This window comes from Massilia sp. IC2-278 (assembly GCF_020708045.1).
Taxonomy (GTDB): Bacteria; Pseudomonadota; Gammaproteobacteria; order Burkholderiales; family Burkholderiaceae_D; genus Telluria.
Window position 1 is genome coordinate 469,665 of sequence record NZ_JAJFES010000003.1, and the last position, 23,631, is coordinate 493,295.

Sequence of the window (23,631 nt, forward strand, 5' to 3'; positions counted from 1 at the left end):
GCGGCGACCTACCCCATGCGCATGAAACCGCGCAGGTCGAGCGCCCCGGCCGCGCCCAGCGTCGGCAGCATCTCCAGCAGCTCCCCGTCCTCGATGAAGCTGGCCGAGGACGGCGCCCCCAGCATGCGCTCCGGCGCCAGCGAGCGCGACACGGCCCAGCCCTGCACGTAATCGACGCCGATCTCGGCCAGGGTCTGCACCGTGGCCGCGTCTTCGGCCCATTCGGCGATCGTCTTCATGCCCAGGTTCACCGCCAGGTTGACGATGGCCTCGACGATGGCCACGTTGGCCGGATGCGCGTTGATGTTGACGATGAAATTGCCGTCGATCTTCAGCACGTCCGCCGGCAATTCCTTCAGGTAGGAGAACGAGGTATAGCCAGCGCCGAAGTCGTCCAGCGCCACCTTCACGCCGAAATTACGCACCTGGTCGATGAAGCGGCGCGTGTTGTCCAGGTCGTGCAGGGCCACGCTTTCGGTGATTTCCATGCACAGGCGGCTGGCCACGTGCACGTGGCGCGCCAAAATCTCCAGCGTGTCCTGCACGAAGCGCTCGTCGTTCAGCGAGGCGCCCGACAGGTTCATGCACACGAAGCGGGTATGCGGCAGCTTCTGCACGTTCTCGGCAATCCAGGCCAGGGTGCTCGACAGCACCCAGCGGTCGATCACGCCGGCGCGCCCGCATTTCTCGGCCGCGCCGATCAGCGGACCGGCCGGCAGCACGCTGCCGTCAGGCCCGCGCATGCGCAGCAGTACCTCGAAGTTGAGCGAATCGTGCGGCGTCTTCAGCGACATGATCGGCTGCATCTCGAGGAACAGGCCGTCGGTGGCGTTCGGCCCCTGCAGTTTCGCCACCAGGTTCAGCTCGGCCTCGCGCTCGTGGAAGGCGCGCGCATTGCGCTCGTACACCACCAGGCCGTCGCTGGCTTCCTTGGCCTGGCGGCAGGCGCGGTCGGCGGTGGAAATCGCGTCCTTCATCGGCATGCCGTGCGACACCTCGATCAGGCCGACCGAACCGCGCACATGGAAGGCCTTGTCGCCGACGCGGTAAGGCGTGCCGCCGATGCGGTCGACGATGCCGCGGCAGATCAGCGAGGCCAGCGGAATCGCCGTGTCGGGCATGACGATCACGAATTCGTCGCCGCCGACGCGGCCGATCTGCTGGCCGCCGGCCAGCATCATCGCCATCCGTTCGCACACCTGCTTCAGGACTTCGTCGCCGGCCGCGTGACCGAACAAATCGTTGATCAGCTTGAAGCGGTCGAGGTCGATGTAGGCCACCGACAGGGGCTTGCCCGAGGCCAGCGACACGGCTGCCGCCTCGAAGGTCTTCTCGATGCCGCGGCGGTTGAAGACCTTGGTCAGCGGATCGTTGTTGGCCATGAAGCGCAATTGCTCGGTGGCCTTGGTTTTTTCGGTGATGTCTTCCAGCACGCCTTCGATGCGGCCATGGGCCAGGGTCGCGCGCACCAGGAAGCGGCGCTCGCCGTCGCGGCTGGCAAGTTCCATCTCGATATTCGTCTGCAGGTGCACCTGATCGCGCAGGTGGAACCAGGAATTGTCGTCGAAGAACTGCTGCCACAGGATACGGCTGCGATCGGCCTGCGTACCGGAATCGAAACCCGTGGCCGAGCTTGAGGCCGAGGCCGACCCGGGCAGCGTGCAGTCGAGCATGCGGCACAGGGCGGGATTGGCCGACAGGAAGGCGCCGTACAGGTCGAGCGTGAACAAGCCCACCGGCATGGCCTCGTAGGCATGCTCCAGCTCGGCCTGCACCGCGATCCGTTTCTGCGTCTCGAGACGCATCTGCTCGGCCACCGCCAGCGCCGCCAGCAGGCTCGAGGCCAGGGCGGCGGTGACGCTGTTGACCACGCCCAGCATTTCGCGCAGGCCGACGGCGGCGGAAATCACTTCGGCCAGGGTCGACATGAAGGTCACGGCGAACGAGGCCGCGAACCACATCGCCACCCGCGCCTGGGCATTGCGCATGATGCCGAACAGGCCGACCGTCATCAGGGCCAGGCCGGGCGCGACCAGGACCCACATCGCCGGCAAGTAGATGCTGAAAGGCAGCAGCAACGCCATGGGCAGCAGGCACAGGCACAGGCCTTGCGCCACCCGCAGCGGCACCGCCAGGCGGCTGCGCGCGAGTTCCTCGCCGAACAGCTTGAAGTACAGGGCCATGGTGGCGATCCCGTACAGGGCCGTGGTCACGGCGCGGCTCGGCGCCAGCCAGGCTTGCGGCAATTCCTGGCCCAGCCACTGGATGTCCCAGCCGGCCGAGATGGCGCCGACGCGCAGGTTCAGGATCAGCCAGACCGCGAACTGCAAATACAGCAGCTGGCGGTTGATCAGGGCCGTGATCAAAATGAACAGGCTCAATACGATCATGCCGCCGTCGAGCAGGCCGGACTTGCGGTGGAATTGCTGGACCGAAAGGGTCATCTCGGCGGCCGGCCATTGCACGGCGCTCACGCGCGCCGGACCGGTGAAGCGTGCGCGGCAGATGAGTTCGGCCGGCATGGCCTGGGGCTTGAGCACGAAGCCGGCCTTGGCCGGGCTCAGCGCGCCGCTCGAGGCTTCATGCGAGGCGAAGCCCAGGGCTTGCCCGGTGGCGCCGTCCCAGCAGCGGATATCGATGGCGTGGCGCGACGGGAATTCGATGACTTGCGGCCCCTCGCCCTGGACGTGCGGACGCAGGGCGAACCAGAGCGGAGCTTCGGAAAGATGGGTGTCGTAGCGCTCGACCGCATGGCGGTGGCCCAGCTGGCGCAAGGCTTCGTCGGGCGCCAGCTCGGGGCCGCGCTCGGCCAGCACGCGCAGCGGCAGCACCACGTCGCCGCGGGCGATGTAATGGCTGTTCCAGGAAGCGAGGGCCAGGATCGATACCAGCGCTACCCCGATCGGCACCAGGTAGACCGACAGCAAGTGCATGCCCGCCGTGAACAGGCGGTCGAGATACACGGATAACGAAGGTCGTGCGGGCGTGGACGGCTGGGGCATAGGCTGGACGAATCGGGCTGACAAACGCCAGCCTGCTGCCAGCGCGCTTCACCCCTTTAGAATACAGCCTGGACTACATGCCGTCATGCAATATTTGGTCAGGCGGCAGCCAGTTGGCCCAGCGGAGCCGAAATCGGCGCCTGCGGCGCGGCAGGTGTCGCCTGCGCGCCACGGCCGGTATTGACATCGCTTGCCGTCGTGCTAACTACCCCGACATCGATGTCCGGATGATGGGTATGGCGGAAGAACTTCAGCAGCGGGTGTTTCGCGGCGGTCCAGCGCGCTTCGCCGCTGGCGATCTCGAAGGCCATCACGCGGTGCGGCATGTTGCCGGCGTGGCGCAGCGGCACCATTTCCTTGTCGCCGAAGACGTCGGTGAACAGCAGCTGTTCGTAGTGGCGGTCGACCGGAGCGCGGCCGGCGATCACGGCGTACTCGATGCCGGTCTTCTCGAAGTACTCGAAGAAGGCTTTCACCAGCGCCACCTTCACCATGTGGCCGATGCGGCCCTCGCCCACGCCGAGGCGCTCGACCTCGCCCAGGCTGCGGCCCTGCAGCCACTGCGGCAGCACCACCGATTCCTCGATGTGCAGCGGGTGGTGGATGTTGGTGCGGATGCGCGCCGTGCCCAGCGGCGTGCCGTCGAGGCGGGACTCGGCCAGCAGGACCACGGTGTCTTCTTCATAGTCGCAGGCTTCCGGCAGGGCCAGCGAGCGGGCGAACTCGGGCACGTGGCGCGCATAGGCGGCGTGGCGAATGGCAACGGCTTTCTTCAGGCTGTCCTCGTTCTCGACCCGTCGGATCGTGAACGGCAGGCGCTCGGTCGGCATTTCCGAGCGCGCAGGAGTTGCGGAGAACATTGCTGGGGTACGCATTTCCATGACAGGACATTCCTTGAAAAATGATGTTGGCTAACGGCTGTTATTGATCATTATCAATCTTCTGAATGTAATCAAAACGCTAATAAGAGGCACTTTTTGCCTTCTATTCATCATCCTTGGAATGCCTGTGCTAACGACCTGGCAACATCCACGCTCAGCAATACTCGGGCGTCCTTTCTACATGGAACGTGCCGTACCGGACACGCGGATCGATCCACCCGGGGCGCCATCGAAACTGGCGCGCAGGCGCGAACGCATGCCCATGTCCTCGCCCTGCACCACGTCGATCTGCCCGCCGGCTCCCTGCCCGCCTGTCCAGCCCAGGTCGCGCAGGTAGCCGGCCAGGGCCGCGGTACCGGCGCCGGTGGCCGGGTCTTCGTAGACGCCGCCGGCGGCGAAGGGATTACGCGTGTGGAACAGCGTATCGGTCTCGGCCCAGGCCAGCACCACGGTCACGATGCCGAGTTCGCGCATGAAGGCGCGGCCGGCGTCCAGTTCGTACTGCATCGCCGCCAGCAGCGCGCGGCTGCGCAGGGCCAGCACCAGATGGTCGGCGCCGCCGTGGGCCAGGGCCGGCGGGATGCGCGGGTCGAGGTCTTCCTGGCGGTAACCGAACAGGGCCAGGGCGCGTTCGACGACATGTTCCGGCGCGGGTGCGCTGCGCGTGGGCGGCGATTGCAGGGCGGCCGAGACCAGGCCGGGTGCGGCCTGGGCTTGCACGTTTTCCCCGCCATCGCCGGGCTTGCTGCTCTTGCCATCCCCTTCGGCATGGCGCCGGCCTTCGACCGTGATGCGGGCGTCGTTCAGTGTCAGCGCATACACGCCGTCGCCATGTGCGGCCGCCAGCGCGGCGCCGAGGGCGATGGTAGCGTGGCCGCAGAACGGCACCTCGGCTTCGGGCGAAAAATAGCGCACCCGGTAGCCGCCCTGCCCTGGCCCGGCGTCGAGCGGCGCGGCAAAGGCGGTTTCGGAAAAGCCGATGGCGTGGGCGATGCGCCCCATCTCGGCCGCGGGCGGCAGCGCGGCGCCGATCCAGACGCCGGCCGGATTGCCGCCTTCGAGACCGTCGGAAAAAGCGGCAATGCGCTGCACGCCGGAGACATCGGCCGGGTCCTGGTTCTGAGCGGCTTGTTCGGAAAATTGCATGATTGACTAATCAGGGTGGAGTGGAATGCTGCCTTTATGCCATTGTTCAGGCGCGCTCAGGGATAGTGCACCGGCTTGCCCAGCGTGTCAGGCAGCGGGATGAATTCGGTTTCGCCCGGCACCTGCGGGAAGGCGCCGTTGCGCCAGTCCTCGCGCGCCTGTTCGATGCGCTCGGCGGAGCTGGCGACGAAGTTCCAGGACAGGTAGCGCGGGCCGTCCATGGGTTCGCCGCCGAGCAGCATGGCGCGCGTTGGCCCCGGCCCGGGTGCGCGCAGGATGACTTCGGCCTTGGGTTTCAGCACCACCAGCTGCCCGGCCTCGAATACGCCGTCGCGGCCGAGGTCGATGCTGCCTTCGACGATGTACAGGGCCTGCTCGTGGTACTCGGCCGGCATGGCGATGCGCGCGCCGGGCTGCAGGGTCAGGTCGACGTAGAACATGTCGGAGTGGGTCGGCACCGGCGCCTTCTTGCCCCAGTAGTTGCCGGCCACCACGCGCGCGCTGACGCCGCCGTCTTCGATGAAGGGCAGCTCGCCCTTGCCGATGTGGGCAAAGGCGGGATCGCTTTCTTCCACCGCGCGTGGCAGCGCCACCCAGCATTGCAGGCCGAACAGATCGGAACCTGCCTGGCGGCGTTCAAGGGCGGTGCGCTCGGAGTGGACGATGCCGCGCCCGGCCGTCATCCAGTTGACCGCGCCGGGCTGGATGGCTTGCACGACGCCCAGGCTGTCGCGGTGCAGGATTTCGCCGCTGAACAGGTAAGTGACGGTGGCCAGGCAGACGTGCGGGTGTGGGCGCACGTCCAGGCCCTGGCCGGGCGTGAACACGTGCGGACCCATCTGGTCGAGAAAGACGAAGGGACCGACCATGCGCCGCTGGCGGCTGGGCAGCGCGCGGCGCACCTTGAAGCCGTCGCCGAGGTCGTGCGTGGGCGGAACGATGACGATGTCGATGTCGTGCATGCCGCTGTCGTGGTCAATGGTGTCCAAGCTGCCTCCTGTGGATCGGTGGATGGCATACACGAGGTATGCCGCTTGCCGCACAGTCTACGCGTTTCGGTATTCTCTTGTGCAAATGCCCACATTCCTGCTGTACTGCCGAGCCGGGCCCTCGGTTATAATGTCGGCTCCCATTGGGGAGTAGCCTGCTTCCTCCCAGGAAGTTCCCGTATCAACATACTCGGCCAGCAAACACAAGCGGCCGTGGTACGGGCAGCCAAGCGCGCGCGTTCAGCATCTTGTGTGTGAATTCGCGCCCTGTTCGGTTGGCAAGACCTTTGGCAAGCCTGCGTGCGGAGTTCGGGCCGCGCGGGCCTGCCTTTGCGTTCGCCCGACAGAAAGCGTTCCATGAATTTCGCCGCCACCGCCTCTCTCGCCCTGGCCATGTCCACCGATGCCTTTGCCGCCGCCGTCGGCAAGGGCGCCGCGCTGCAGCGTCCGCAGTTGCGCGAAGCCTTGCGCACCGGCCTGATCTTCGGCGTGATCGAGGGCCTGACGCCGCTGCTCGGCTGGGTGCTGGGCAATGCGGCGGCGCCCTACGTCCAGGCCTGGGACCACTGGATCGCCTTTGTCCTGCTCGGCCTGCTCGGCCTGCGCATGATCCGCGAAGGCTTCAGCGCGCCCGAGTTCGACGACGAGAAACCCTCCAGCCACGGCTTCTGGCGCTTGGCCATCACCGGCGTGGCCACCAGCATCGACGCCCTGATCGTCGGTGCCGGCCTTGCCTTCATCGACGCCAACATCGCCGTCACCGCGGCCGCCATCGGCTTTGCCACCTTCGTAATGGTGACGATCGGCGTGATGCTGGGCCGCGGCCTCGGCGCGCTGGTCGGCAAGCGCGCCGAGATCATGGGCGGCCTGGTGCTGATCGTGATCGGCAGCCTGATCCTGTATCAGCACCTGAGCGCCACCTGAGCGCCACCTGAGCGCCGCCACAGCCTGAGCCCGGACGGTCAGGCGCACATGTTCTTCATGGCCTCCTGGATTTCTTCTTCCGACACGTCGCGCACGTGCTGGGCCAGCGACCAGCGATGCCCGAACGGGTCTTCGATCTGGCCGTAGCGGTCGCCCCAGAACTGGTCGGCCAGTTCCATCTTGACGGTCGCGCCGGCGGCCACGGCCTGCTCCCACACCGCATCGACATCGGGCAGGGCCAGGTGGATGTTGACCGACGAGCCTTTCAGCGCCAGCGGACCGAAAGCGCCGTAATCGGGAAACTCGTCCGCCAGGAACAGCGGCGAGTCGCCGATGCGCAGCATGGCGTGACCGATTTTTCCGTCGGGCATAAGCGAGCGCATGACCTCGCGCGCGCCGAAGGCCCGCTTGTAGAACTCGATGGCTTCGTGACAGTTGGCGCAGGTCAGGTGCGGGGTGATGGTGTGCATGCCCTCTTCGACGGGTTTGACTTCCGAACTCATGTTGCGCGCTCCTTTCAGGATGGGTGACCGCTACGGCGGGTTCTTGTACTGCTGTTCGAGCGTAGCGCCGGCTTGAAGTTCGTGCAACCATCGGCTGTGCTGCGCTGCGCCAAACGAACGCGGCATTCTTCCCGCGCGCAGGCTAGTTTTCCAGCAGCGGCGCCAGTTCGCGCGCCAGGAAATCCACCAGCGCCGTCACCCGCGGCGCCAGCGCGCCCTGCTTGTAGAACACGGCCCACACCGGCTGGTCCCAGGGCAGCGCCGCGTCAGGTAGCACCGGCACCAGGCGGCCGGCCGCGATGTCCGCGCGCGTGAGGAAATCCGACAGCGAGGCGATGCCGGCGCCGGCCAGCGCCAGGTGGCGCACCGTCTCGCCGCTCGACGCGGTGACGGCGGGTTCGATGGTATAGCCCTCGGCGCCATCCCGGGCCAGCGGCCAGGTGTTCAGCGAGGCCGGCTTCGAGAAGCCCAGCAGGCGATGTTGGGCCAGCTCGGCCACATTGGCCGGCGTGCCGTGTCGCGCCAGGTAGCCGGGCGCCGCCAGCACGCGGATGCGGCTGCTGCCGAGGCGGCGCGCGTTCAGCGTCGAGTCGGGCAATTGACCGATGCGGATCGCCAGGTCGGCGCGCTCCTCGATCAGGTCGACCACGGTTTCGCCGCTGGTCAGTTCCAGCTGTACCAGCGGGTAGGCGTCGAGGAAGGCCGGCACCAGCGGCGCCAGCAGGTGGTCGAGCGCGGGTGTGGCCGCGTTCACGCGCACCAGCCCGGACGGTTGCGAGCGGCGCGCCGCCGCTTCCAGCTCGGTGTGCTCGAGGTCGACCAGGATGGCGCGCGCACGCTCGAGCAGCCAGGCGCCCTCGTCGGTGAGCTGCAGGCGGCGCGTGGTCCGGTGCAGCAGGGTCATGCCGAGCTGCTTTTCCAGTCGCGCAACCGTGCGCGAGACACCTGACGGCGTCTGCCCCAGGCGCTCGGCGGCGCCGGAAAACGATCCCGCATCCATGACTGCGGAGAATGCAATCAATGCCTCTACGTCGATCATTCGTGACTCCCAGTCAAAAGTGTATTGTAGGGCAAAGGATTTTTCTGGCGGCCTGTTTCGCTCACACTGCAGCCCTACTTTTCAACATTGGCTGCAGGAGAACACTATGCCACTCGCTTTATGGGCGCTCACATTAAGCGCCTTTGCCATCGGGACCACTGAATTCGTCATCGTCGGCCTGATTCCTGACGTTGCCGCCAGCCTCGGCGTCTCGCTTCCCTCGGCCGGCCTGCTGGTCAGCCTGTACGCATTGGGCGTGGCGGTCGGCGCCCCGGTGCTGACCGCCCTCACCGCGCGCGTGCCGCGCAAGCGCCTGCTGATCGGCCTGATGCTGCTGTTTACGGCCGGTAACCTGGTCGCCTCGGTGGCGCCCGGCTATGCCGCGCTGATGGCGGCGCGCGTGCTGACCGGCCTCGCGCACGGCGTCTTCTTCTCGATCGGCTCGACCATTGCCACCAGCCTGGTGCCCAAGGACAAGGCGGCGCGGGCGATTGCCCTGATGTTCACCGGCCTCACGGTGGCCCTGGTCACCGGCGTGCCGCTCGGCACCTGGATCGGCCAGCAATTCGGCTGGCAGTCGACCTTCCTGGCCGTCGCCCTGCTCGGCGTGATCGCCATGGTCGGCAGCATGCTGCTGGTGCCCTCTTCCATCGGCGCCGGCAAGCCGGTCAGCCTGGCGGCGCAGTTCGCGGTCCTGAAAAAGCCGCGCCTGCTGCTGGTGTATGCCATCACCACGCTCGGCTATGGCGGTTCGTTCATCACCTTTACCTACCTGGCGCCGATCCTGCAAGACGTCGCCGGTTTCGCGGCCTCGAGCGTGGGCCTGGTGATGCTGGTGTACGGCGTGTCGGTCGCCGCCGGGAATATCTGGGGCGGACGCCTGGCCGACCGCAAGGGCCCGGTGCGCGCGCTGCAGGTCGTGTTCGCGCTGCTGGCCGTCGTGCTGGCCGTGCTCACCTTCACCGCGCCGCATCCGGTGCTGGTCGTGGCCACCGTGCTGGCCTGGGGCGCGGTCGCCTTCGGCAACGTGCCGGGCCTGCAGCTCTATGTGGTGCAGCGCGCCGAGCGCGATGCGCCGCAGGCGCTGGACATGGCCTCCGGCCTGAACATCGCCGCCTTCAACCTCGGCATCGCGCTCGGCGCCTGGGGCGGCGGCGTGATCGTCGAACAATTGGGCCTGATGGCGACGCCGCCGATCGGCGCGCTGGTCGTGCTCGGCGCCCTGGCCCTGACTACGCTGGCCGGCCACCTCGACCGGCGCGATGAACGGGCTCAAGCGGCCCGCAAGGCGCAATCGCAGCCTCAGCTACAAAACCCGGCAGAACTCGTTTAATTCACTAAAAGGACATCACATGAACATGCCTAACATCGGCGCCGGCACCTTCCGCCTGGCAGGCCAGCAAGCCATCGACAGCGTCGCCAACGCCCTCGACCTCGGCTACCGCCACATCGACACCGCCCAAATCTACGGCAATGAGGACGAAGTTGGCCAGGCGCTTGCCGCCAGCAGCGTGGCGCGTGGCGAAGTCTTCGTCACCACCAAGATCTGGACCGAACATTTGTCGCGCAACACCCTGGTCCCGAGCCTGGAAGAGAGCCTGCGCAAGCTGAAGACAAGCGCGGTCGACCTGACCCTGATCCACTGGCCCTCGCCCGGCGCCGCCGTCTCCGTGGCTGAGTCGATGGAAGCGCTGATGGCGGCGCGCGAACGCGGCCTGACCCGCGCCATCGGGATCTCGAACTTCACGATCCCGCTGATGCGCGAGGCCATCGCCGCGGTCGGCGCGCAGAACATCGCCACCAACCAGGTCGAGCTGCATCCCTATCTGCAGAACCGCGCGGTCCCTGCCTTTGCCCGTGAACACGGCATCCACGTCACCGCCTACATGCCGCTCGCCTATGGCAAGGTGATCGACGAGCCGGTCATCCGCGCGATTGCAGCGCGCGTGGACGCGACGCCGGCCCAGGTGACGCTGGCCTGGCTGCTGGCCAAGGGTCATGCCGTGATCCCGTCCTCGACCCGGCGCGCCAATTTGGAAAGCAACCTGGCGGCAGGCAGCATCAGGCTCGATGCGGGCGACATCGCCGCCATCGATGCGCTGGAACGCGGCGAACGCCTGGTCAGCCCGGACTTTGCGCCGCAGTGGGATTGAAGGAACTCAGGCGTCCAGTTCCGGGTAATGCCGGAAGATGCCTTCCTCGTTGAACGGGATGCGCCGCTCGGACCCGAGGTAGGCGGCGATGCGCGGGCGCTCGGCCACGCGCTGGCGTAGTGCTTCCAGCTGCGGATGCTCGGCCAGCACGCGCGCCGTCGCCTTCGGAAAGGCGTACTTCAGCCCTTCCAGCACCTGGAACAGGGAGAGGTCGGCGTAGGTCACGTCCTGTCCCAGCAGGTAGTCCTTCTCGTCCAGCACATGGGCGAAATAGCCGAGGAACTTGGGTATGCGCGCGGAGGTGAATTCCTGTGCGCGGCGCAAGGCCTCGGGCTTCTGGTCTTCGTAGTACACATTCATGCCGGCCGGATGGTGGGTCTCGTGGGCTTCGGCAACCACGTCGGCAATCGTCAGCTGCAATTGCTGGGTCCAGAGCCGCCCTGCCGTATCCTGGGGCGCCAGGCCGTGGCGCTCGCCGAGGAACATCAGGATCGTCGAGGTCTGGCCGATCGTCAGGTCGCCGGCGCGCAAATAAGGCGGCGCAAACGGGGGCGTCGGGCCTTCCTTCATGGCCGCCATCAGCTTGTCGACGCCGTGCCAGCCGCGCGCCACATCGGAATAGTCGACGCCTGCTTCTTCCAGCGCCAGCCGGACGAATTCGCCGCGGCCCTGCAGGCTGGGCCAGTAATACAGTTCGTAAGCCATGGTTCTCTCCGTGAGTGAACCGGCAGTATCGAGCAAATTCCGGAGGGGGCGCGCGCGGCTCATGTTATTCTTGTAAGAAACATGTCATTACGTTTGACAAGAATCAGAGTCGAAGGAGCATAACCGTGTTCGCTATTTCCCGTCATGGCGTCGGAAAGATTGCCTCAAAGAATTTGTTTCCCTTGAGCAATCTCACCGCCGGTAAAAGGCAGCTGAGCCAACATGAGTTTGCCTGACACCGCCACCTACGGAACGCGACCATGATCTTCGCCCACCTCGCCAAGCACTGGACGGCCCGCCGCGGCCAGCTTTCCTTCACCTCGCGCCTGATGGCGGTGCTGCGCAGCGCGCGCGTGCTGCGCTACTGGCAAGACCATGCCGCGCTATGCCAGCTCGACGTGGTGCGCAACTACGTGGCGGCGCCCACCAACACCGACCTGTTCCACCACCTGAGCCACCGCCATTACCTGGTCAAGGGTTTGTCGGCGCGCCAGCGCGTGCAATGCGTGCTGTCGCATTACCGTTTCGAGGAAACCAGTTTCAATGCCGCCTACAAGCAGGCCGTGTACGCGGGCGGCGGGCTGGCGCTGTGGCAGCACGAGGCAGGCGGCAGCCAGTTCCTGATCCGCCTGGAGATGGGCTCGCGCATGAATGCCGAAGGCGACCTGACGATCGCCCTGGTCGCCGGCGGCAAGGTGTTGCACCGGCTGTCGTTCTCCTGGGTCGATGGCGCGGTGGCCGGATTGCCGCCGGGGCTGGTGCCTTTCATCACCCGCAACCAGGGCCGCTGGAGCGATTCCGGCGAAGCCTTCGAAGCCTTCGAGAACGCCTTCCCCAACAACTCGCCGAGCTTCTTCTGCTTCGCCGCGATGCAGGGCGTGGCGCAGGCGGTGGGCATGGAGCAGGTGGCGGGCGTGAAGTGCACGGCGCACCCGGCCTACGACCCGCTCGACGCCAAGCACTTCGCGAATGCCTACGATGGATTCTGGAAGATCCTGGGCGGGGTCGAGCTACCCGGCGACACCTGGCTGATCTCGCTTCCCTTCTACCTCAAGCCGCTGGCCGACATGCCATCGAAACACCGCAAGCGCGCGGCGCAACGGCGCGATTACTGGCGCGCGATCGAGACCTCGGCCAAGTCGACCCTGCAGCGGCACCTGCTGCATGCGCGTGCCAATCATGAGCATGCCGCACCGGTGCGCGAGGCGGCGGAGGTTTGAATTGTTGTTCGTAGGGTGGACACCTGTGTCCACGCGGTCGTACTCATTAACGCCGCAACGTTTCAGGCGGCCTCCAATTCGCTCGCACACCACCATACGGTTTGCTTTTCGATTGCTCGACGGTGCCATACCGCGTGGACACAGGTGTCCACCCTACGGAACACCACCATTTCCGCATTGACAAAAGCGCCATACGCCGTGCTACACTCGCGCCTTCGCTAGGGGTCCTGGAATTCGCGTTCCGGGTGAGAGATACCCTTCGTACCTGATCTGGATAATGCCAGCGAAGGAAAGCGCAACGCAGTTCCCCATTTGTTTGCCCTTCCCCCACGTTGGCTCCGGTTTTTTCAAAAGCGGCGCCCGTGCGCCGCTCGAATCCGAGCACACAATGAAACCAGTTTTGCAGCACACCCTCCTCGCCTGCGCCGTGGCCCAGGCGTTCGCCGTTCCGGCATTCGCGCAAACGAACGACGCCATTCCCTCGGTCGTCGTCAGCGGCAGCAAGTGGACCACGAGCGACCGCGCCAGCGTCGGCGGCTTTGCCGACATGCCGATCGTCGACACCCCGGTCTCGATCAGCGCCTTCAGCCGCGAGCAGATGCAGGATCTGTCGATCCGCAGCGCCAGCGACGCCCTCGCCTACGACGCCTCGGTCGGCGACGCCTACAACGCGGTCGGCTATGCCGAGCAGTTCTCGGTGCGCGGCTTCATGCTGAACAATAACTCGGGCTACCGCAAGGACGGCATCGCGATTCCCACCGACGCCCAGATCCCGCTGGAGAACAAGGAGCGCCTGGAACTGCTGAAGGGCGTGGCCGGCATGCAGGCCGGCCTGGCGGCGCCGGGCGGGATCCTGAACTTCGTCACCAAGCGCCCCACCAGCACCGACCTGCGTTCCGTCACGGTCGAAGCGCGCGAGCGCGGCACCCTGTACGGCGCCGTCGATGTCGGCGGGCGCTTCGACGACAAGCGCTTCGGCTACCGCGTGAACGCCGCCGCCGAACGCCTGCGTTCGTATGTGGATGGCGCCGACGGCAAGCGCCAGTTCGTGTCCGGCGCCTTCGACTGGCAGATCAGCCCGGATGCCCTGCTGCAGCTGGACGCCGACTTCCAGCACAAGGAACAGATCACCGCGCCCGGCTACCAATTGATCCGCGGCGTGGAACTGCCGCGCGGCGTGAACCCGAAGACCCTGCTGAATGCCCAGCCCTGGACCAGGCCGGTCGACACCGACAGCGCCAACTTCGGCCTGCGCTTCGACTACCGCTTGAACAGCGACTGGCGCGCCACGGTTACCGCCAACAAGCACTGGTTCAAGCGCGACGACTACACCGCCTTCCCTTACGGCTGCAGCAACGAGGGCGACGGCTACTACCCGGGTTACTGCTCGAATGGCGACTACGACGTGTACGACTACCAGAGCGTGGGCGAGCGCAAGACGCCGTTCGGCGTGCAGGCGCAGGTACAGGGCCGCTTCACCACTGGCGCCCTGCGCCACGTGCTCACCGCCGGCATCGGCTACGCCGAGCGCCACAACAGCTACGGCGACTACGTCTACGACTACGCCGGCTACAGCAACATCTACGCCAACCTGGCCGTCGACCCGGCCCCGGGCAACCCGAGCACCGGCCCGGTCAGCGAGCGCTACACCGAACGTGAACGTTCGCTGTTCGTGCAGGACATCCTTACCCTCACGCCGGAACTCGCCCTGCACGCCGGCCTGCGCTACACGAAGATCGACAGCACGCAAACACCGGAACTGGCACTCGGCCCGACGGCGAACAAGGGCAACTGGCTGCTGCCGAGCGCCTCGCTCGTGTACAGCGTCACGCCAGGCTGGAACGTGTACGGCACCGTGGCCCACGGCCTGCAGTCGGGCGGCGTGGCCGAGATGGAAACCACCAACCAGAACCAGGACCTGGGCCCGAACCGCTCGAAGCAGTTCGAACTCGGCGCCAAGGGCCTAATCGGCGACATCGGCCTGACGGCGGCGCTGTTCCAGATCAGCACCGGCCTGGAATACGTCAATGAAGCGAACACCTTTATCCGCAACGGCGAGCAGATGCACCGCGGCGTCGAACTGGCGGCCCAACGCAGCAGCGGCGCCCTCACCTACGGCGCAACCTTGATGGCCTTGCGCGCAAAGCAGCAGGACACCGGCGACGCCCTGTACGACGGCAAGCGCGCCACCAACGTGCCGGAACTGAAGACCACGCTGTGGGCCGACTACGCGGTGCCGGCCGTCCCGGGCCTGAAAGTGAGCGGCCAGTGGCAGTACGCGGGCAAGAAGGCCTTCGACCCGCAGAACACGGTCTACGTACCGGGCTACCACGTGTTCGGCCTAGGCGCGGCGTATGGCATGAAGATGGGGTCGCAGAACGTGACGCTGCGTGCGCGCGTCGACAATGTGTTCGACAAGTTCTACTGGCGCGACGTCACCCAGCAACTGGGCGGCTATTTGCTGCCAGGCGCGCCGCGCACCTTCCGCGTGTCGGCGCAGTTCGACTTCTAAAGCGCAGCCAGCGCATTCTCCACCTGGAGGATGCGCTGCGGCAGGTCTCCGCTCACCAGCAGGTACGGGATGCCCCGTTCCTGCAATTCCGCCAGCACCATGCGGTGCACCAGCTCGCGCACTTCCTCCGACTCGCGCTGCAGGCCGTCTGGCGTCCAGGGAGTGTCGGTGGCGGTCACCAGCGTCAGCGCGTAGTCGTGGCTGCGCGCCAGTTCCGTCAACTGCGCGTCGACGCGGCCCCAGTAGACGCGGCTGTACAAGGCAGTCATCAGGGGCGTGGTATCGCAGAACAGGTAACCGCGCGCCTGCAAGGCCGCCGCATCTTCGCGCGCACGCTGGGTGCGGGCGATGCCGAACTGGTCGCCCTCGAAGGGCACGCGCCCCATCGTGTCGACGAACTCGCGCAGGTATTCGGGCACCCACACGGTGCCATGGCGCCGCGCCAGCGCCTCGCACAGGGTCGACTTGCCCGAGGACTCGGCGCCGAGGATGGCGATGCGCTTCATCGGTCCGCCCGCGCGACATTGCTCCATGCACGCAGGCCGCGTGCGGCCAGCAGCACGAAGACCGCATACAGCACCGCCGTCACGTGCAGGTCCTTGAACAGGTAGAGGCCCACGTACAGCACGTCGACCACGATCCACACCACCCAGTTCTCGACTTTTTTACGCGCCAGCAGCAGCTGGCCGACCAGGCTGCCGGCGGTGAGGAAGGCGTCCATGTGCGGCACATCGGTATTCGTGTAGGTCTTCAGGAACCACGACAGCAGCAGGAAGCCGAACGCCCAGCCGGCAAGCGCCCAGGCCCAGCCGGCGCCGTGCAAACGCGTGACCACCAGGCGCGTCTCCCCTGCCCCGCGCAGCCACTGGTACCAGCCCCACACCGACGCCGCGATGAAGACCAGCTGCAAACCGCTGTCGCCGTACAGGCGCGCGTCGAAAAACACCACGGCATACGTGGCCGACGAGGTGATCGAGAACAGCCAGGCCCAGTGGTTCTGGCGCACGTTGAGCAGCACGGTGGTGACCGCGAGGGCAAACGAAATCAGTTCGAGCGGCGTGGTGGGAAAGCCGAAGATGGCGAGGGTATCGTTCATTGGGACGGTTCTGCGCAAGCTGCGCATCGGGTGCGCAAGCGGCGCGAACAGGTCAGCAGGCGATTATGCGAGTTACCACGGGAATGCGCAAGGATAAGCAACTGTCCGGAACCGGACACCAGTGTTCGCAGGCGGTCAGCCGGCGCCGCCACAACCCGGCGCGTACGGGGCAAACCGGGCTGGCACGGCCCTTGCAATAAGGAAGACAAGACCAAGCACACATTCACCATGGACCAGGCCCTCGCTCCCGATTTCATCCGCCGCCGCCAGCGCATCCGCATCGCTCTCGGCATCCTGCTGCTCGCCGCCATCGTGGCCGCCTGCTGGGGCATCAACCGCCTGCTGCGGCCCAGCGTGGCCGCCGCCGACATCATCGTCTCCACCGTGCGCAAGGGCGACGTCGCCAGCACCGTGAACGCCTCCGGCATCGTGATCCCGGTGCACGAGGAAGTGGTGGCCAGCCCGGCCGCCAGCCGCGTGGCCAAGGTCCATGCGAAACCGGGCCAGCAGGTGCAAGCCGGCCAGCTACTGCTGGAACTCGACGACCGCGAAGTGCGCCTCGCGCTCGAGGCCTTGCAGGAGCAGCTGGCGCAGCAGGAAAACCGCGTCGCCCTGCTGAAGGTGGAGCTGGACCAGAAGCACAAGGCGCTCGCCAGCAGCATCGAACTGCTGGAACTCGACCTGCTGTCGGCCCGTGCGCGCCAGGAACGCAACCAGAAGCTGCGCCAGAGCGGCCTGGTCTCGGGCGAAGACTTGCTGGCCTCGGAACTGAACGTCAAGCGCACCGAGATCCAGCTGCGCCAGCAGCGCGAGCAGATCGCCGACAGCCGCCGCGCCACCGCCGGCAGCATCGACGCCGCCAACCTGCAAAAGGCGATCCTGGCCAAGCAGATCGCCCAGCAGGAACGCCGGCTGGCGCAGACGAAGGTGGCCGCGCCCTGGGCCGGCATGCTGACCTCGCTGGTGCAGGAAGAAGGCGCCAGCGTGGCCGCCGGCCAGCTGCTGGCGCGGGTGTCGGAGATGAACAACTACCGCGTCGAGGCGACCCTGTCCGACTTCCATGCTCGCCTGCTGGTGCCCGAGCAGAAAGTGCGCGTCGAGCAGAACGGCGAGGTGCTGGCGGGCCGCGTGCACACGATCCTGCCCGAGATCCAGAACGGCACCGTCAAGCTGCTGGTCGACCTCGAACAGCCGCACAACCCGCTGCTGCGCAACAAGATGCGGGTCGACGTCAACATCGTCACCGAGCAAAAGACCGGCACCCTGGTGCTCGACGCCGGCGCCGCCTTCAATGGCAGCGGCCCGCAGCCCGCATTCGCAGTGCGCGACGGCGTGGCGCGCAAGACCACGCTGCAGCTGGGCGGCGGCGACGGCAGGCTGGTCGAAGTGGTGTCCGGTGCGCGGCCGGGCGAGCGCTTCATCGTGTCCGACACCAAGGCCTTCAAGGATCTCGACAGCATCCGCATCACCAACTGAATTCAAACGAGGGACAAACATGATCCGACTGAACAAAGTCAGCAAGACCTACCGCACCGACAAGGTGGAAACCCTGGCCGTGAAGGAAATCGACCTGCACGTGCAAAAAGGCGAATTCGTCGCCATGATGGGCCCCAGCGGCTGCGGCAAGAGCACCCTGCTCAATCTCATCGGCCTGCTGGACCGGCCGGGCGCAGGCAGCATCGAGGTCGACGGCATCCCGATCACGCGCTACCGCGACAAGCAGGTGGCCAGACTGCGCAACAGCACCTTCGGCTTCATCTTCCAGAGCTTCCACCTGATCCCCGATTTGCGCGTGATCGACAACGTCGAACTGCCGCTGCTATACCGGTCGATGCCCGCCGGCGAACGTCGCCGCCTGGCCGAGGAGGCGCTGGAAAAGGTGGGCCTCGGCGCACGCATGGATCACTTCCCGAACCAGCTCTCGGGCGGCCAGCAGCAGCGCGTGGCGATCGCGCGCGCGATCGTCGGCCAGCCGCAGGTACTGCTCGCCGACGAGCCCACCGGTAACCTCGACAGCAAGATGGGCGCCGAAGTCATGGACATCCTGCTCAAGCTGAACGCCGAGGGGACCACGGTGGTCATGGTCACCCACGACGAGCACGAGGCGCGCCGCACCAGCCGCATCGTGCGCGTGTTCGACGGCCAGCTGGTCGCCTAAGGAGTCGCCATGCTTCGCAACTACCTGCTCACCGCATGGAAGGTCTTCATGCGCCGTAAACTCTTCACCGCGATCAACCTGGTCTGCATCGTGCTCACCCTGGTGGTGCTGATGGTCGTGACCTCGCTGCTGGAGACCGCCTTCCGCCCGTCCGGGGTCGAAGGCAAGAGCGATCGCTTCCTGCAGATCGTCATGATGCGCCTGGACAGCCCGGACGGCCACCGCGTCAGCACCATGCCGCTCGGCTTCAAGCTGATCGAGAAGTACCTGAAGCCGATGCCGGGTGTGGAGCGCGTGGCCGCGGTGACCCTGCCCACCGGCGCCGCGGTCTACCAGGGCGAGCGCGTGAGCGAGCTGCAGATGCGCCGCGCCGATGCCGACTACTGGAAGATCCTCGACTTCACGCTGCTGGCCGGGCGCCTGCCGAACGCCGCCGACGATGCCGCCGGCCGCATGATCGCGGTGCTGAACGCGAGCACGGCGCAACGCCTCTTCCCCGGCGCACCCGCGCTTGCCGTCGGCCAGCACATCGACGTCAGCGGCCAGAACTTCGAGGTCGTGGGCGTGGTCGAGGATGCGATGCACGTGAACGCCTTTGCCGACGTCTGGGCGCCGATCAGCACCTATGCGTCCTCGGACTACCGCAACCAGATGAGCGGCATGTTCGTGGCCCTGATCCTGGCCGAGCGCGCCGCCGACCTGCCGCGCATCCAGCGCCAGGTGGAGCAGATCGCGAAAAGCGTCGTCCACGACGACCCCAAGCAATGGAAGAGCACCCGCTTCTGGGCCGACAGCAAGCTCGACCTGTTCGCACGCATCACGGTCGGCAATAACGAAACCTTCGATTCCGGCGCCGGCAAGCTGCTGGCCCTGATCGTTGCGGCGATGCTGGTCTTCATGCTGCTGCCGGCACTGAACCTGGTCAACCTGAACACCGGCCGCATCATGGAGCGGCGCGTCGAGATCGGCGTGCGCAAGGCCTTCGGCGCCACCAGTTCGCAGCTGGCGATCCAGCTGGTGGTGGAAAACGTGCTGCTCTGCCTGGCCGGCGGCCTGCTGGCCCTGGCTGCCACCGCCGGCGTGCTGGCCTGGCTCGAGCACATCCAGCTGATCGACTACATGCGCTACGACCTGAACCTGGCCGTGTTCGGCTGGGGCATGCTGATCGCCACCGTCTTCGGCCTGGTCTCCGGCGTGCTGCCCGCCTGGAAGATGTCGCGCCTCGACCCTGTCCACGCCCTGAAGGGAGCGATCTGATGTTCCGCCATCTGCTGAAACTGACCTGGAAACGCAAGTCCAGGAACCTGATGCTGAGCCTTGAAATCCTGCTCGCGTTCGCCATCGTGTTCGGCGTTGCCGCGTTCGGCGCACGCTACCTGCAGCTGTACCGCATGCCGCTCGGCTTCGAGGCGAACGACGTCTGGTCGGTGTCGATCCAGGCCGCCGACAACGGCAAGGAACGTTTCGACGCCGCCGTCTACGACACCCTGCGGCGCGGCCTGGCCGAGCTGCCGGAAGTGAGCGCCAGCGCCTTTGTCAACCACGAGCCCTACGCCATGTCGACCTATGCCGGCGACATGCGGCGCAGCGCCGGGGCGCCGCAGGTGCACACCGAAATGATCGAGACCGACGATGCGCTGGCCGGCGTGCTCGGGCTGCGCCTGAGCGAGGGCCGCTGGTTCTCCCAGCTCGACAACGGCAGCGCCGCGCGGCCGGTAGTCATCAACCGCCGCATGGCCGACGCCATGTTCCCCGGCGAACGCGCGCTCGGCCAGCAATTCATCGACGGCGAAGGCGACAAGCCGGGCACCAGCTACCGCGTGGTCGGCGTGGTCGAGGATTTCCGGCCCAAGGGCGAATTCGATGCGCCGGTCAACTTCGCCTTCCTGCGCTTCGAGCCGGGCAGGAACGAGGGCGACATCCGCACCATCGTGCTGAAGGTGAAGCCGGGCACCGGGCGCGATTTCGAGAACCGCCTGGTGCGCCGCCTGAAGCTGATCCGCAACGACTGGGGCTACCAGGTCACGCCGCTGGCCACGCTGCGCAAGACCATGCTGCATACGCGCGCCATGCCGCTGGTGCTGGTCTCGGTGATCGCCGCCTTCATGCTGGTGATGGTCGCCTTTGGCCTGTTCGGCGCGCTGTGGCAGAACACCACCGCGCGCATCCCCGAGATCGGCCTGCGCCGCGCGATCGGCGCCAGCGCCGCCGGCATCTACCGCCAGATCGTGCTCGAACAGTTCATGCTCAGTTCCATCGCGATCGGGCTCGGCCTGGTCCTGCTGGTGCAGCTGCCGCTCACCGGCGTGCTCGGCGAAAGCCTGAACTGGGCGGTCTTCGCTGCGGCGGCCGGCCTGTCGATGGTGGTCATCTATCTGCTATCCTTGCTGTGCGCCCTGTACCCGGGCTGGCGCGCCAGCCGCCTGAGCCCGACCGAAGCGCTGCACTACGAATAAACAGAAAAGAGACTCACCGAGATGGAAGCATCACGCACTCCGCGCATCCTGGTCGTCGACGACGATGGCGCGGTCCAGGTGTCGCTGGCCCTGCTGCTCAAGCAATCCGGTTTCGACGCCGCCTGCTGCGACGGGCCGGCGCCGGCCCTGGCCCTGCTGGCGCGCGAACCCTTCGACCTGGTCCTGCAGGACATGAACTTTTCGCTGCAGACCAGCGGCGCCGAGGGCCTGGCCCTGCTGGAAGCCATCCGCAAGCAGCATCCGCAGCTGCCCGTGCTCCTGATGACGGCCTGGGGCTCGATTGCGCTGGCGGTGAATGGCATCAAGGCCGGCGCCGCCAACTTCTTCACCAAGCCCTGGGACAACGCCCAGCTGGTGGAACTGGTGCGCGCCACGCTGGACCTGGCCGGCGCCCCGGCCGGCGGCCCCACGCGCGCGGCGCTCGACAGCGGCTTCGACTTTTCCGCCATCGTCGGCGAGCATCCGAAGCTGCTGCGCGTGCTGGCCACCATCGCCCAGGTGGCGAAGACGCGCGCGCCGGTGCTGATCCTGGGCGAAAGCGGCACCGGCAAGGAGCTGGTGGCCGACGCCATCCACCGCAACAGCCCGCGCGCCGATCAACCCATCGTCAAGATCAACATGGGCGCGATCACGCCGACGCTGTTCGAGAGCGAGATGTTCGGCCACGTGCGCGGCGCCTTTACCGATGCGCGCAGCGATCGCAAGGGCCACATCGCCGCGGCCGAAGGCGGCACCCTGTTCCTCGACGAGATCGGGGAACTCAATCGCGGCGACCAGGTGAAACTCCTGCGCGTGCTGCAGGACGGCCGCTACCAGCCGGTCGGCGCCAGCCGCAGCGAGCAGGCCGACGTGCGCGTGGTCTCGGCCACGAACCGCGAACTGGCCGAGCTGGTGGCGGCCGGAGAATTTCGCGAAGATTTGTTCTACCGCCTGAACCTGATCACCATCCGCCTGCCGCCGCTGCGCGAACGGCGCAGCGACATCCCGCTGCTGGCGCGCCACATCGCGGCGTCGGTGGCCGACAGCTATGGCCTGGGCGAGGTCGGCCTGAACGCCAGCGCGCTGGAGTGGCTGGGCGCCCAGCCCTGGCCCGGCAACATCCGCCAGCTCAAGCAAACCCTGGAACGCACCCTGCTCCTGGCCGGCAAGGCGCAGCTGACGGGCGCCGACTTCGCGGCCGGCCAGCATGACGAAGCGGCAGCAAGCGGCAGCGCACCTCGCCTCGGCGTGGACGGCATGACCCTGGAACAGGTGGAGCGCCACATGATCGAGCAGGCGCTCGACCAGCACGGCGGCAACATCACGCGCGTGGCCAGGGCGCTGGGCCTGTCGCGCACCGCCCTGTACCGGCGCCTGGAACGCCACGGCCTGGCCGAACCCGGCACCGAGGACGGCGCGTGACGCTGCGCCTGCGCCTGGGCGCGTATCTGCTGGCATTGCACCTGCTGCTGTTCGGCGCCGCGGCCTGGCTGCTGATCGGCCGCCCAGTGTGGTTCGTCGCCGCCGAAGCGCTGCTGCTGGGCAGCCTGGTGCTCGGCTTTGCGCTGCTGCGGCGCGCGCTGGAGCCGCTCGGCTACACGCGCCGCTTCCACGACCTGCTGCAGGACGGGCACTACGCGAACCGCCTGGCGGCCCCTGGTTCGCGCGAGCTGGAAGAACTGGTCGCCATGTTCAACACCATGCTGGCGGCCCTGCACCGCGAGCGCCTGGCCGCCGGCGAGCAGCAGGGTTTCCTCGACCGCCTGCTGGAAGCGACGCCCGGCGCGGTGCTGGTCTTCGATTTCGACGGCGCCGTCAGCCTGGTGAACGCCAGCGCCCTGGCCCTGCTCGGCATCGAGCGGCCGCAGGGTCATGCCCTGCCCGACTGGCTGGCCGGCATCGCGCCGCTTGCGCGCGGGCTGGATGCGCGGGCACGCGAGCGCAGCCTCGACCTGATCGCCCAGCTCGACGCCCTGCCCCTGGGCGACAGCCGCCTGCTCACCGATCTTGAAGGGCGCCGCTACCGCGCCCAGCGCGGCCGGTTCTACGACCGCGGCTTTGCGCGCCACTTCCTGATGGTCGAGGAACTGACGGCGGAACTGGAAGACTCGGAGCGCGCCACCTACGCCAAGCTGGTGCGGGTGCTGGCGCATGAGGTGAACAACACGGTGGCGGCGACCCGTTCCGTGCTCGATTCGCTGCTGTTCTACCGCAGCCAGCTGAACGAGTCGGATGCCGCCGATTTCGCCACCGCCATCGAGGCGGTGAAGCGGCGCAACCTGAGCCTGGGCGAATTCATCGACCGCTTCACGCGCGTGGTGAAGATGCCGGCGCCGGAGCTGCGGCCGGTGCGCATGAAGGAGATGATCGACGACATCCTGTGGCTGAACCGCGAGCAGTGCGCCAGCCGCGGCATCACGCTGCGCTGGCGCCGCTGCGACGAGGTGCCGCCGGTGGCGCTGGATGCGCAGCTGATGGAAGGCGCGCTGCTGAACATCGTGAAAAATGCGATCGAGGCGGTGGCGGCAAGGCAGGCGGCCGGGGCCGAAGGCGGGCATGTGGAAGTGTCGCTGGAGCGCGATGGCGATGGGCTGGTGCTGGCGGTGTTCGACTCGGCCGACCTGCTGGGTGAAGTGCCGCCGCGCCAGTTGTTCACGCCTTTCTTCAGCACCAAGCAGGGTGGCCAGGGGATCGGGCTGATGTTTGTGCGCGAGGTGTTGATGCGGCATGGGTTTGCGTATTCGCTGGCGTCGACCGGCAATGGCGAGACGCGCTTCGCGATCCGCTTCTCTATTACGGCCCGGGACCTGTGACTCGGGCCCGGGACGTGTGACGTACGGTGGGCAC

At 66.9% G+C, this 23,631-nt stretch carries 20 protein-coding genes and 2 riboswitches; of the genes, 11 read left to right on the forward strand and 9 right to left on the reverse strand.

Translation table 11 applies throughout. From position 1 onward, the window contains the following. Nucleotides 1–8: 8 nt before the first annotated feature. The 4 genes from LK540_RS09800 to LK540_RS09815 all read right to left on the reverse strand — a co-directional run bounded on the left by LK540_RS09800 (nt 9) and on the right by LK540_RS09815 (nt 5,991). Nucleotides 9–2,963: an EAL domain-containing protein gene (locus LK540_RS09800; RefSeq protein ID WP_229437093.1), complete on the reverse strand. Its 2,955-nt coding sequence runs from the start codon at nt 2,961–2,963 to the stop codon at nt 9–11. Nucleotides 2,964–3,100: 137 nt separating this feature from the next. Further along, nucleotides 3,101–3,883 carry a hypothetical protein gene (locus tag LK540_RS09805; protein ID WP_229437094.1) on the reverse strand — a complete coding sequence of 261 codons (783 nt, stop codon included), beginning with the start codon at nt 3,881–3,883 and terminating at the stop codon, nt 3,101–3,103. 177 nt (nt 3,884–4,060) lie between these two features. Then, entirely contained in the window at nt 4,061–5,029 is a 969-nt protein-coding gene (locus tag LK540_RS09810; RefSeq protein WP_229437095.1) for a PhzF family phenazine biosynthesis protein, read from the reverse strand. 56 nt (nt 5,030–5,085) lie between these two features. Then, entirely contained in the window at nt 5,086–5,991 is a 906-nt protein-coding gene (locus LK540_RS09815; protein WP_229437142.1) for a pirin family protein, read from the reverse strand. A gap of 160 nt (nt 5,992–6,151) precedes the next feature. Then, a riboswitch (yybP-ykoY riboswitch) is annotated at nt 6,152–6,348 on the forward strand. 27 nt (nt 6,349–6,375) lie between these two features. Between LK540_RS09815 and mntP the strand changes: the two genes are divergently transcribed. Continuing rightward, a complete protein-coding gene (gene mntP / locus LK540_RS09820; protein ID WP_229437096.1) occupies nt 6,376–6,942 on the forward strand; it encodes a manganese efflux pump MntP in 567 nt (188 codons plus the stop codon). Between the two features lie 38 nt (nt 6,943–6,980). On the opposite strand, the gene LK540_RS09825 is transcribed toward mntP, so the two are convergent. Together LK540_RS09825 and LK540_RS09830 are read right to left on the reverse strand one after the other, a co-directional pair. Next, the gene (locus LK540_RS09825) at nt 6,981–7,445 is read right to left on the reverse strand and encodes a VOC family protein (protein ID WP_229437097.1); all 465 of its coding nucleotides are present in this window, start codon (nt 7,443–7,445) and stop codon (nt 6,981–6,983) included. A gap of 142 nt (nt 7,446–7,587) precedes the next feature. Further along, complete coding sequence (locus tag LK540_RS09830) at nt 7,588–8,484, reverse strand: LysR family transcriptional regulator (protein WP_229437098.1); 897 nt, start codon at nt 8,482–8,484, stop codon at nt 7,588–7,590. 106 nt (nt 8,485–8,590) lie between these two features. Here LK540_RS09830 and LK540_RS09835 point away from each other — a divergent pair, with 106 nt between their 5' ends. Continuing rightward, nucleotides 8,591–9,817: an MFS transporter gene (locus LK540_RS09835; RefSeq protein ID WP_229437099.1), complete on the forward strand. Its 1,227-nt coding sequence runs from the start codon at nt 8,591–8,593 to the stop codon at nt 9,815–9,817. A gap of 19 nt (nt 9,818–9,836) precedes the next feature. Next, nucleotides 9,837–10,637 (forward strand): 2,5-didehydrogluconate reductase DkgB, encoded by an 801-nt coding sequence (gene dkgB / locus LK540_RS09840; protein WP_229437100.1) that lies wholly within the window; start codon nt 9,837–9,839, stop codon nt 10,635–10,637. A gap of 6 nt (nt 10,638–10,643) precedes the next feature. On the opposite strand, the gene LK540_RS09845 is transcribed toward dkgB, so the two are convergent. After that, entirely contained in the window at nt 10,644–11,342 is a 699-nt protein-coding gene (locus LK540_RS09845) for a glutathione S-transferase (RefSeq protein ID WP_229437101.1), read from the reverse strand. Between the two features lie 260 nt (nt 11,343–11,602). Between LK540_RS09845 and LK540_RS09850 the strand changes: the two genes are divergently transcribed. Both LK540_RS09850 and LK540_RS09855 read left to right on the forward strand, forming a co-directional pair. Next, nucleotides 11,603–12,562 carry a DUF535 family protein gene (locus LK540_RS09850; protein WP_229437102.1) on the forward strand — a complete coding sequence of 320 codons (960 nt, stop codon included), beginning with the start codon at nt 11,603–11,605 and terminating at the stop codon, nt 12,560–12,562. Between the two features lie 210 nt (nt 12,563–12,772). Next, a riboswitch (TPP riboswitch) is annotated at nt 12,773–12,871 on the forward strand. A 79-nt stretch (nt 12,872–12,950) separates the two neighbouring features. Next, the gene (locus LK540_RS09855) at nt 12,951–15,074 is read left to right on the forward strand and encodes a TonB-dependent siderophore receptor (RefSeq protein WP_229437103.1); all 2,124 of its coding nucleotides are present in this window, start codon (nt 12,951–12,953) and stop codon (nt 15,072–15,074) included. Here LK540_RS09855 and LK540_RS09860 read toward each other — a convergent pair. Both LK540_RS09860 and pnuC read right to left on the reverse strand, forming a co-directional pair. Then, entirely contained in the window at nt 15,071–15,580 is a 510-nt protein-coding gene (locus LK540_RS09860) for an AAA family ATPase (protein ID WP_229437104.1), read from the reverse strand. The two genes, LK540_RS09855 and LK540_RS09860, sit on opposite strands and share 4 nt — an antisense overlap. Further along, the gene (pnuC, locus tag LK540_RS09865) at nt 15,577–16,170 is read right to left on the reverse strand and encodes a nicotinamide riboside transporter PnuC (protein WP_229437105.1); all 594 of its coding nucleotides are present in this window, start codon (nt 16,168–16,170) and stop codon (nt 15,577–15,579) included. Before pnuC ends, LK540_RS09860 begins: the two co-directional genes overlap by 4 nt. A gap of 228 nt (nt 16,171–16,398) precedes the next feature. On the opposite strand from pnuC, the gene LK540_RS09870 reads away from it, so the two are divergent. Genes LK540_RS09870 through LK540_RS09895 form a run of 6 tightly spaced genes read left to right on the forward strand, consistent with a single transcriptional unit; the run spans nt 16,399 to nt 23,597 of the window. Further along, nucleotides 16,399–17,646, forward strand: a complete 1,248-nt coding sequence (locus LK540_RS09870; protein WP_229437106.1) for an efflux RND transporter periplasmic adaptor subunit — start codon at nt 16,399–16,401, stop codon at nt 17,644–17,646. Nucleotides 17,647–17,665: 19 nt separating this feature from the next. After that, nucleotides 17,666–18,328, forward strand: coding sequence for an ABC transporter ATP-binding protein (locus LK540_RS09875; protein WP_229437107.1), 663 nt, complete (start codon nt 17,666–17,668; stop codon nt 18,326–18,328). Between the two features lie 9 nt (nt 18,329–18,337). Continuing rightward, nucleotides 18,338–19,585 carry an ABC transporter permease gene (locus tag LK540_RS09880; RefSeq protein WP_229437108.1) on the forward strand — a complete coding sequence of 416 codons (1,248 nt, stop codon included), beginning with the start codon at nt 18,338–18,340 and terminating at the stop codon, nt 19,583–19,585. Continuing rightward, on the forward strand, nt 19,585–20,784 hold the full coding sequence (locus LK540_RS09885; protein ID WP_229437109.1) for an ABC transporter permease: 1,200 nt from the start codon (nt 19,585–19,587) through the stop codon (nt 20,782–20,784). The genes LK540_RS09880 and LK540_RS09885 overlap by 1 nt, the downstream gene beginning before the upstream one ends. A 21-nt stretch (nt 20,785–20,805) precedes the next feature. Next, nucleotides 20,806–22,206 (forward strand): sigma-54 dependent transcriptional regulator, encoded by a 1,401-nt coding sequence (locus LK540_RS09890; RefSeq protein ID WP_229437110.1) that lies wholly within the window; start codon nt 20,806–20,808, stop codon nt 22,204–22,206. After that, nucleotides 22,203–23,597 (forward strand): ATP-binding protein, encoded by a 1,395-nt coding sequence (locus LK540_RS09895; RefSeq protein ID WP_229437111.1) that lies wholly within the window; start codon nt 22,203–22,205, stop codon nt 23,595–23,597. The genes LK540_RS09890 and LK540_RS09895 overlap by 4 nt, the downstream gene beginning before the upstream one ends. The last annotated feature ends 34 nt before the right edge of the window (nt 23,598–23,631 follow it).

What these genes read in the sequence shown, in the direction of transcription:
- LK540_RS09805 (WP_229437094.1), bottom strand. Translation starts at nt 3,883, where the DNA reads ATGGAAATGCGTACCCCAGCAATGTTCTCCGCAACTCCTGCGCGCTCG.
- LK540_RS09810 (WP_229437095.1), bottom strand. Translation starts at nt 5,029, where the DNA reads ATGCAATTTTCCGAACAAGCCGCTCAGAACCAGGACCCGGCCGATGTC.
- LK540_RS09815 (WP_229437142.1), bottom strand. Translation starts at nt 5,991, where the DNA reads ATGCACGACATCGACATCGTCATCGTTCCGCCCACGCACGACCTCGGC.
- mntP (WP_229437096.1), top strand. Translation starts at nt 6,376, where the DNA reads ATGAATTTCGCCGCCACCGCCTCTCTCGCCCTGGCCATGTCCACCGAT.
- LK540_RS09825 (WP_229437097.1), bottom strand. Translation starts at nt 7,445, where the DNA reads ATGAGTTCGGAAGTCAAACCCGTCGAAGAGGGCATGCACACCATCACC.
- LK540_RS09830 (WP_229437098.1), bottom strand. Translation starts at nt 8,484, where the DNA reads ATGATCGACGTAGAGGCATTGATTGCATTCTCCGCAGTCATGGATGCG.
- LK540_RS09835 (WP_229437099.1), top strand. Translation starts at nt 8,591, where the DNA reads ATGCCACTCGCTTTATGGGCGCTCACATTAAGCGCCTTTGCCATCGGG.
- dkgB (WP_229437100.1), top strand. Translation starts at nt 9,837, where the DNA reads ATGAACATGCCTAACATCGGCGCCGGCACCTTCCGCCTGGCAGGCCAG.
- LK540_RS09845 (WP_229437101.1), bottom strand. Translation starts at nt 11,342, where the DNA reads ATGGCTTACGAACTGTATTACTGGCCCAGCCTGCAGGGCCGCGGCGAA.
- LK540_RS09850 (WP_229437102.1), top strand. Translation starts at nt 11,603, where the DNA reads ATGATCTTCGCCCACCTCGCCAAGCACTGGACGGCCCGCCGCGGCCAG.
- LK540_RS09855 (WP_229437103.1), top strand. Translation starts at nt 12,951, where the DNA reads ATGAAACCAGTTTTGCAGCACACCCTCCTCGCCTGCGCCGTGGCCCAG.
- LK540_RS09860 (WP_229437104.1), bottom strand. Translation starts at nt 15,580, where the DNA reads ATGAAGCGCATCGCCATCCTCGGCGCCGAGTCCTCGGGCAAGTCGACC.
- pnuC (WP_229437105.1), bottom strand. Translation starts at nt 16,170, where the DNA reads ATGAACGATACCCTCGCCATCTTCGGCTTTCCCACCACGCCGCTCGAA.
- LK540_RS09870 (WP_229437106.1), top strand. Translation starts at nt 16,399, where the DNA reads ATGGACCAGGCCCTCGCTCCCGATTTCATCCGCCGCCGCCAGCGCATC.
- LK540_RS09875 (WP_229437107.1), top strand. Translation starts at nt 17,666, where the DNA reads ATGATCCGACTGAACAAAGTCAGCAAGACCTACCGCACCGACAAGGTG.
- LK540_RS09880 (WP_229437108.1), top strand. Translation starts at nt 18,338, where the DNA reads ATGCTTCGCAACTACCTGCTCACCGCATGGAAGGTCTTCATGCGCCGT.
- LK540_RS09885 (WP_229437109.1), top strand. Translation starts at nt 19,585, where the DNA reads ATGTTCCGCCATCTGCTGAAACTGACCTGGAAACGCAAGTCCAGGAAC.
- LK540_RS09890 (WP_229437110.1), top strand. Translation starts at nt 20,806, where the DNA reads ATGGAAGCATCACGCACTCCGCGCATCCTGGTCGTCGACGACGATGGC.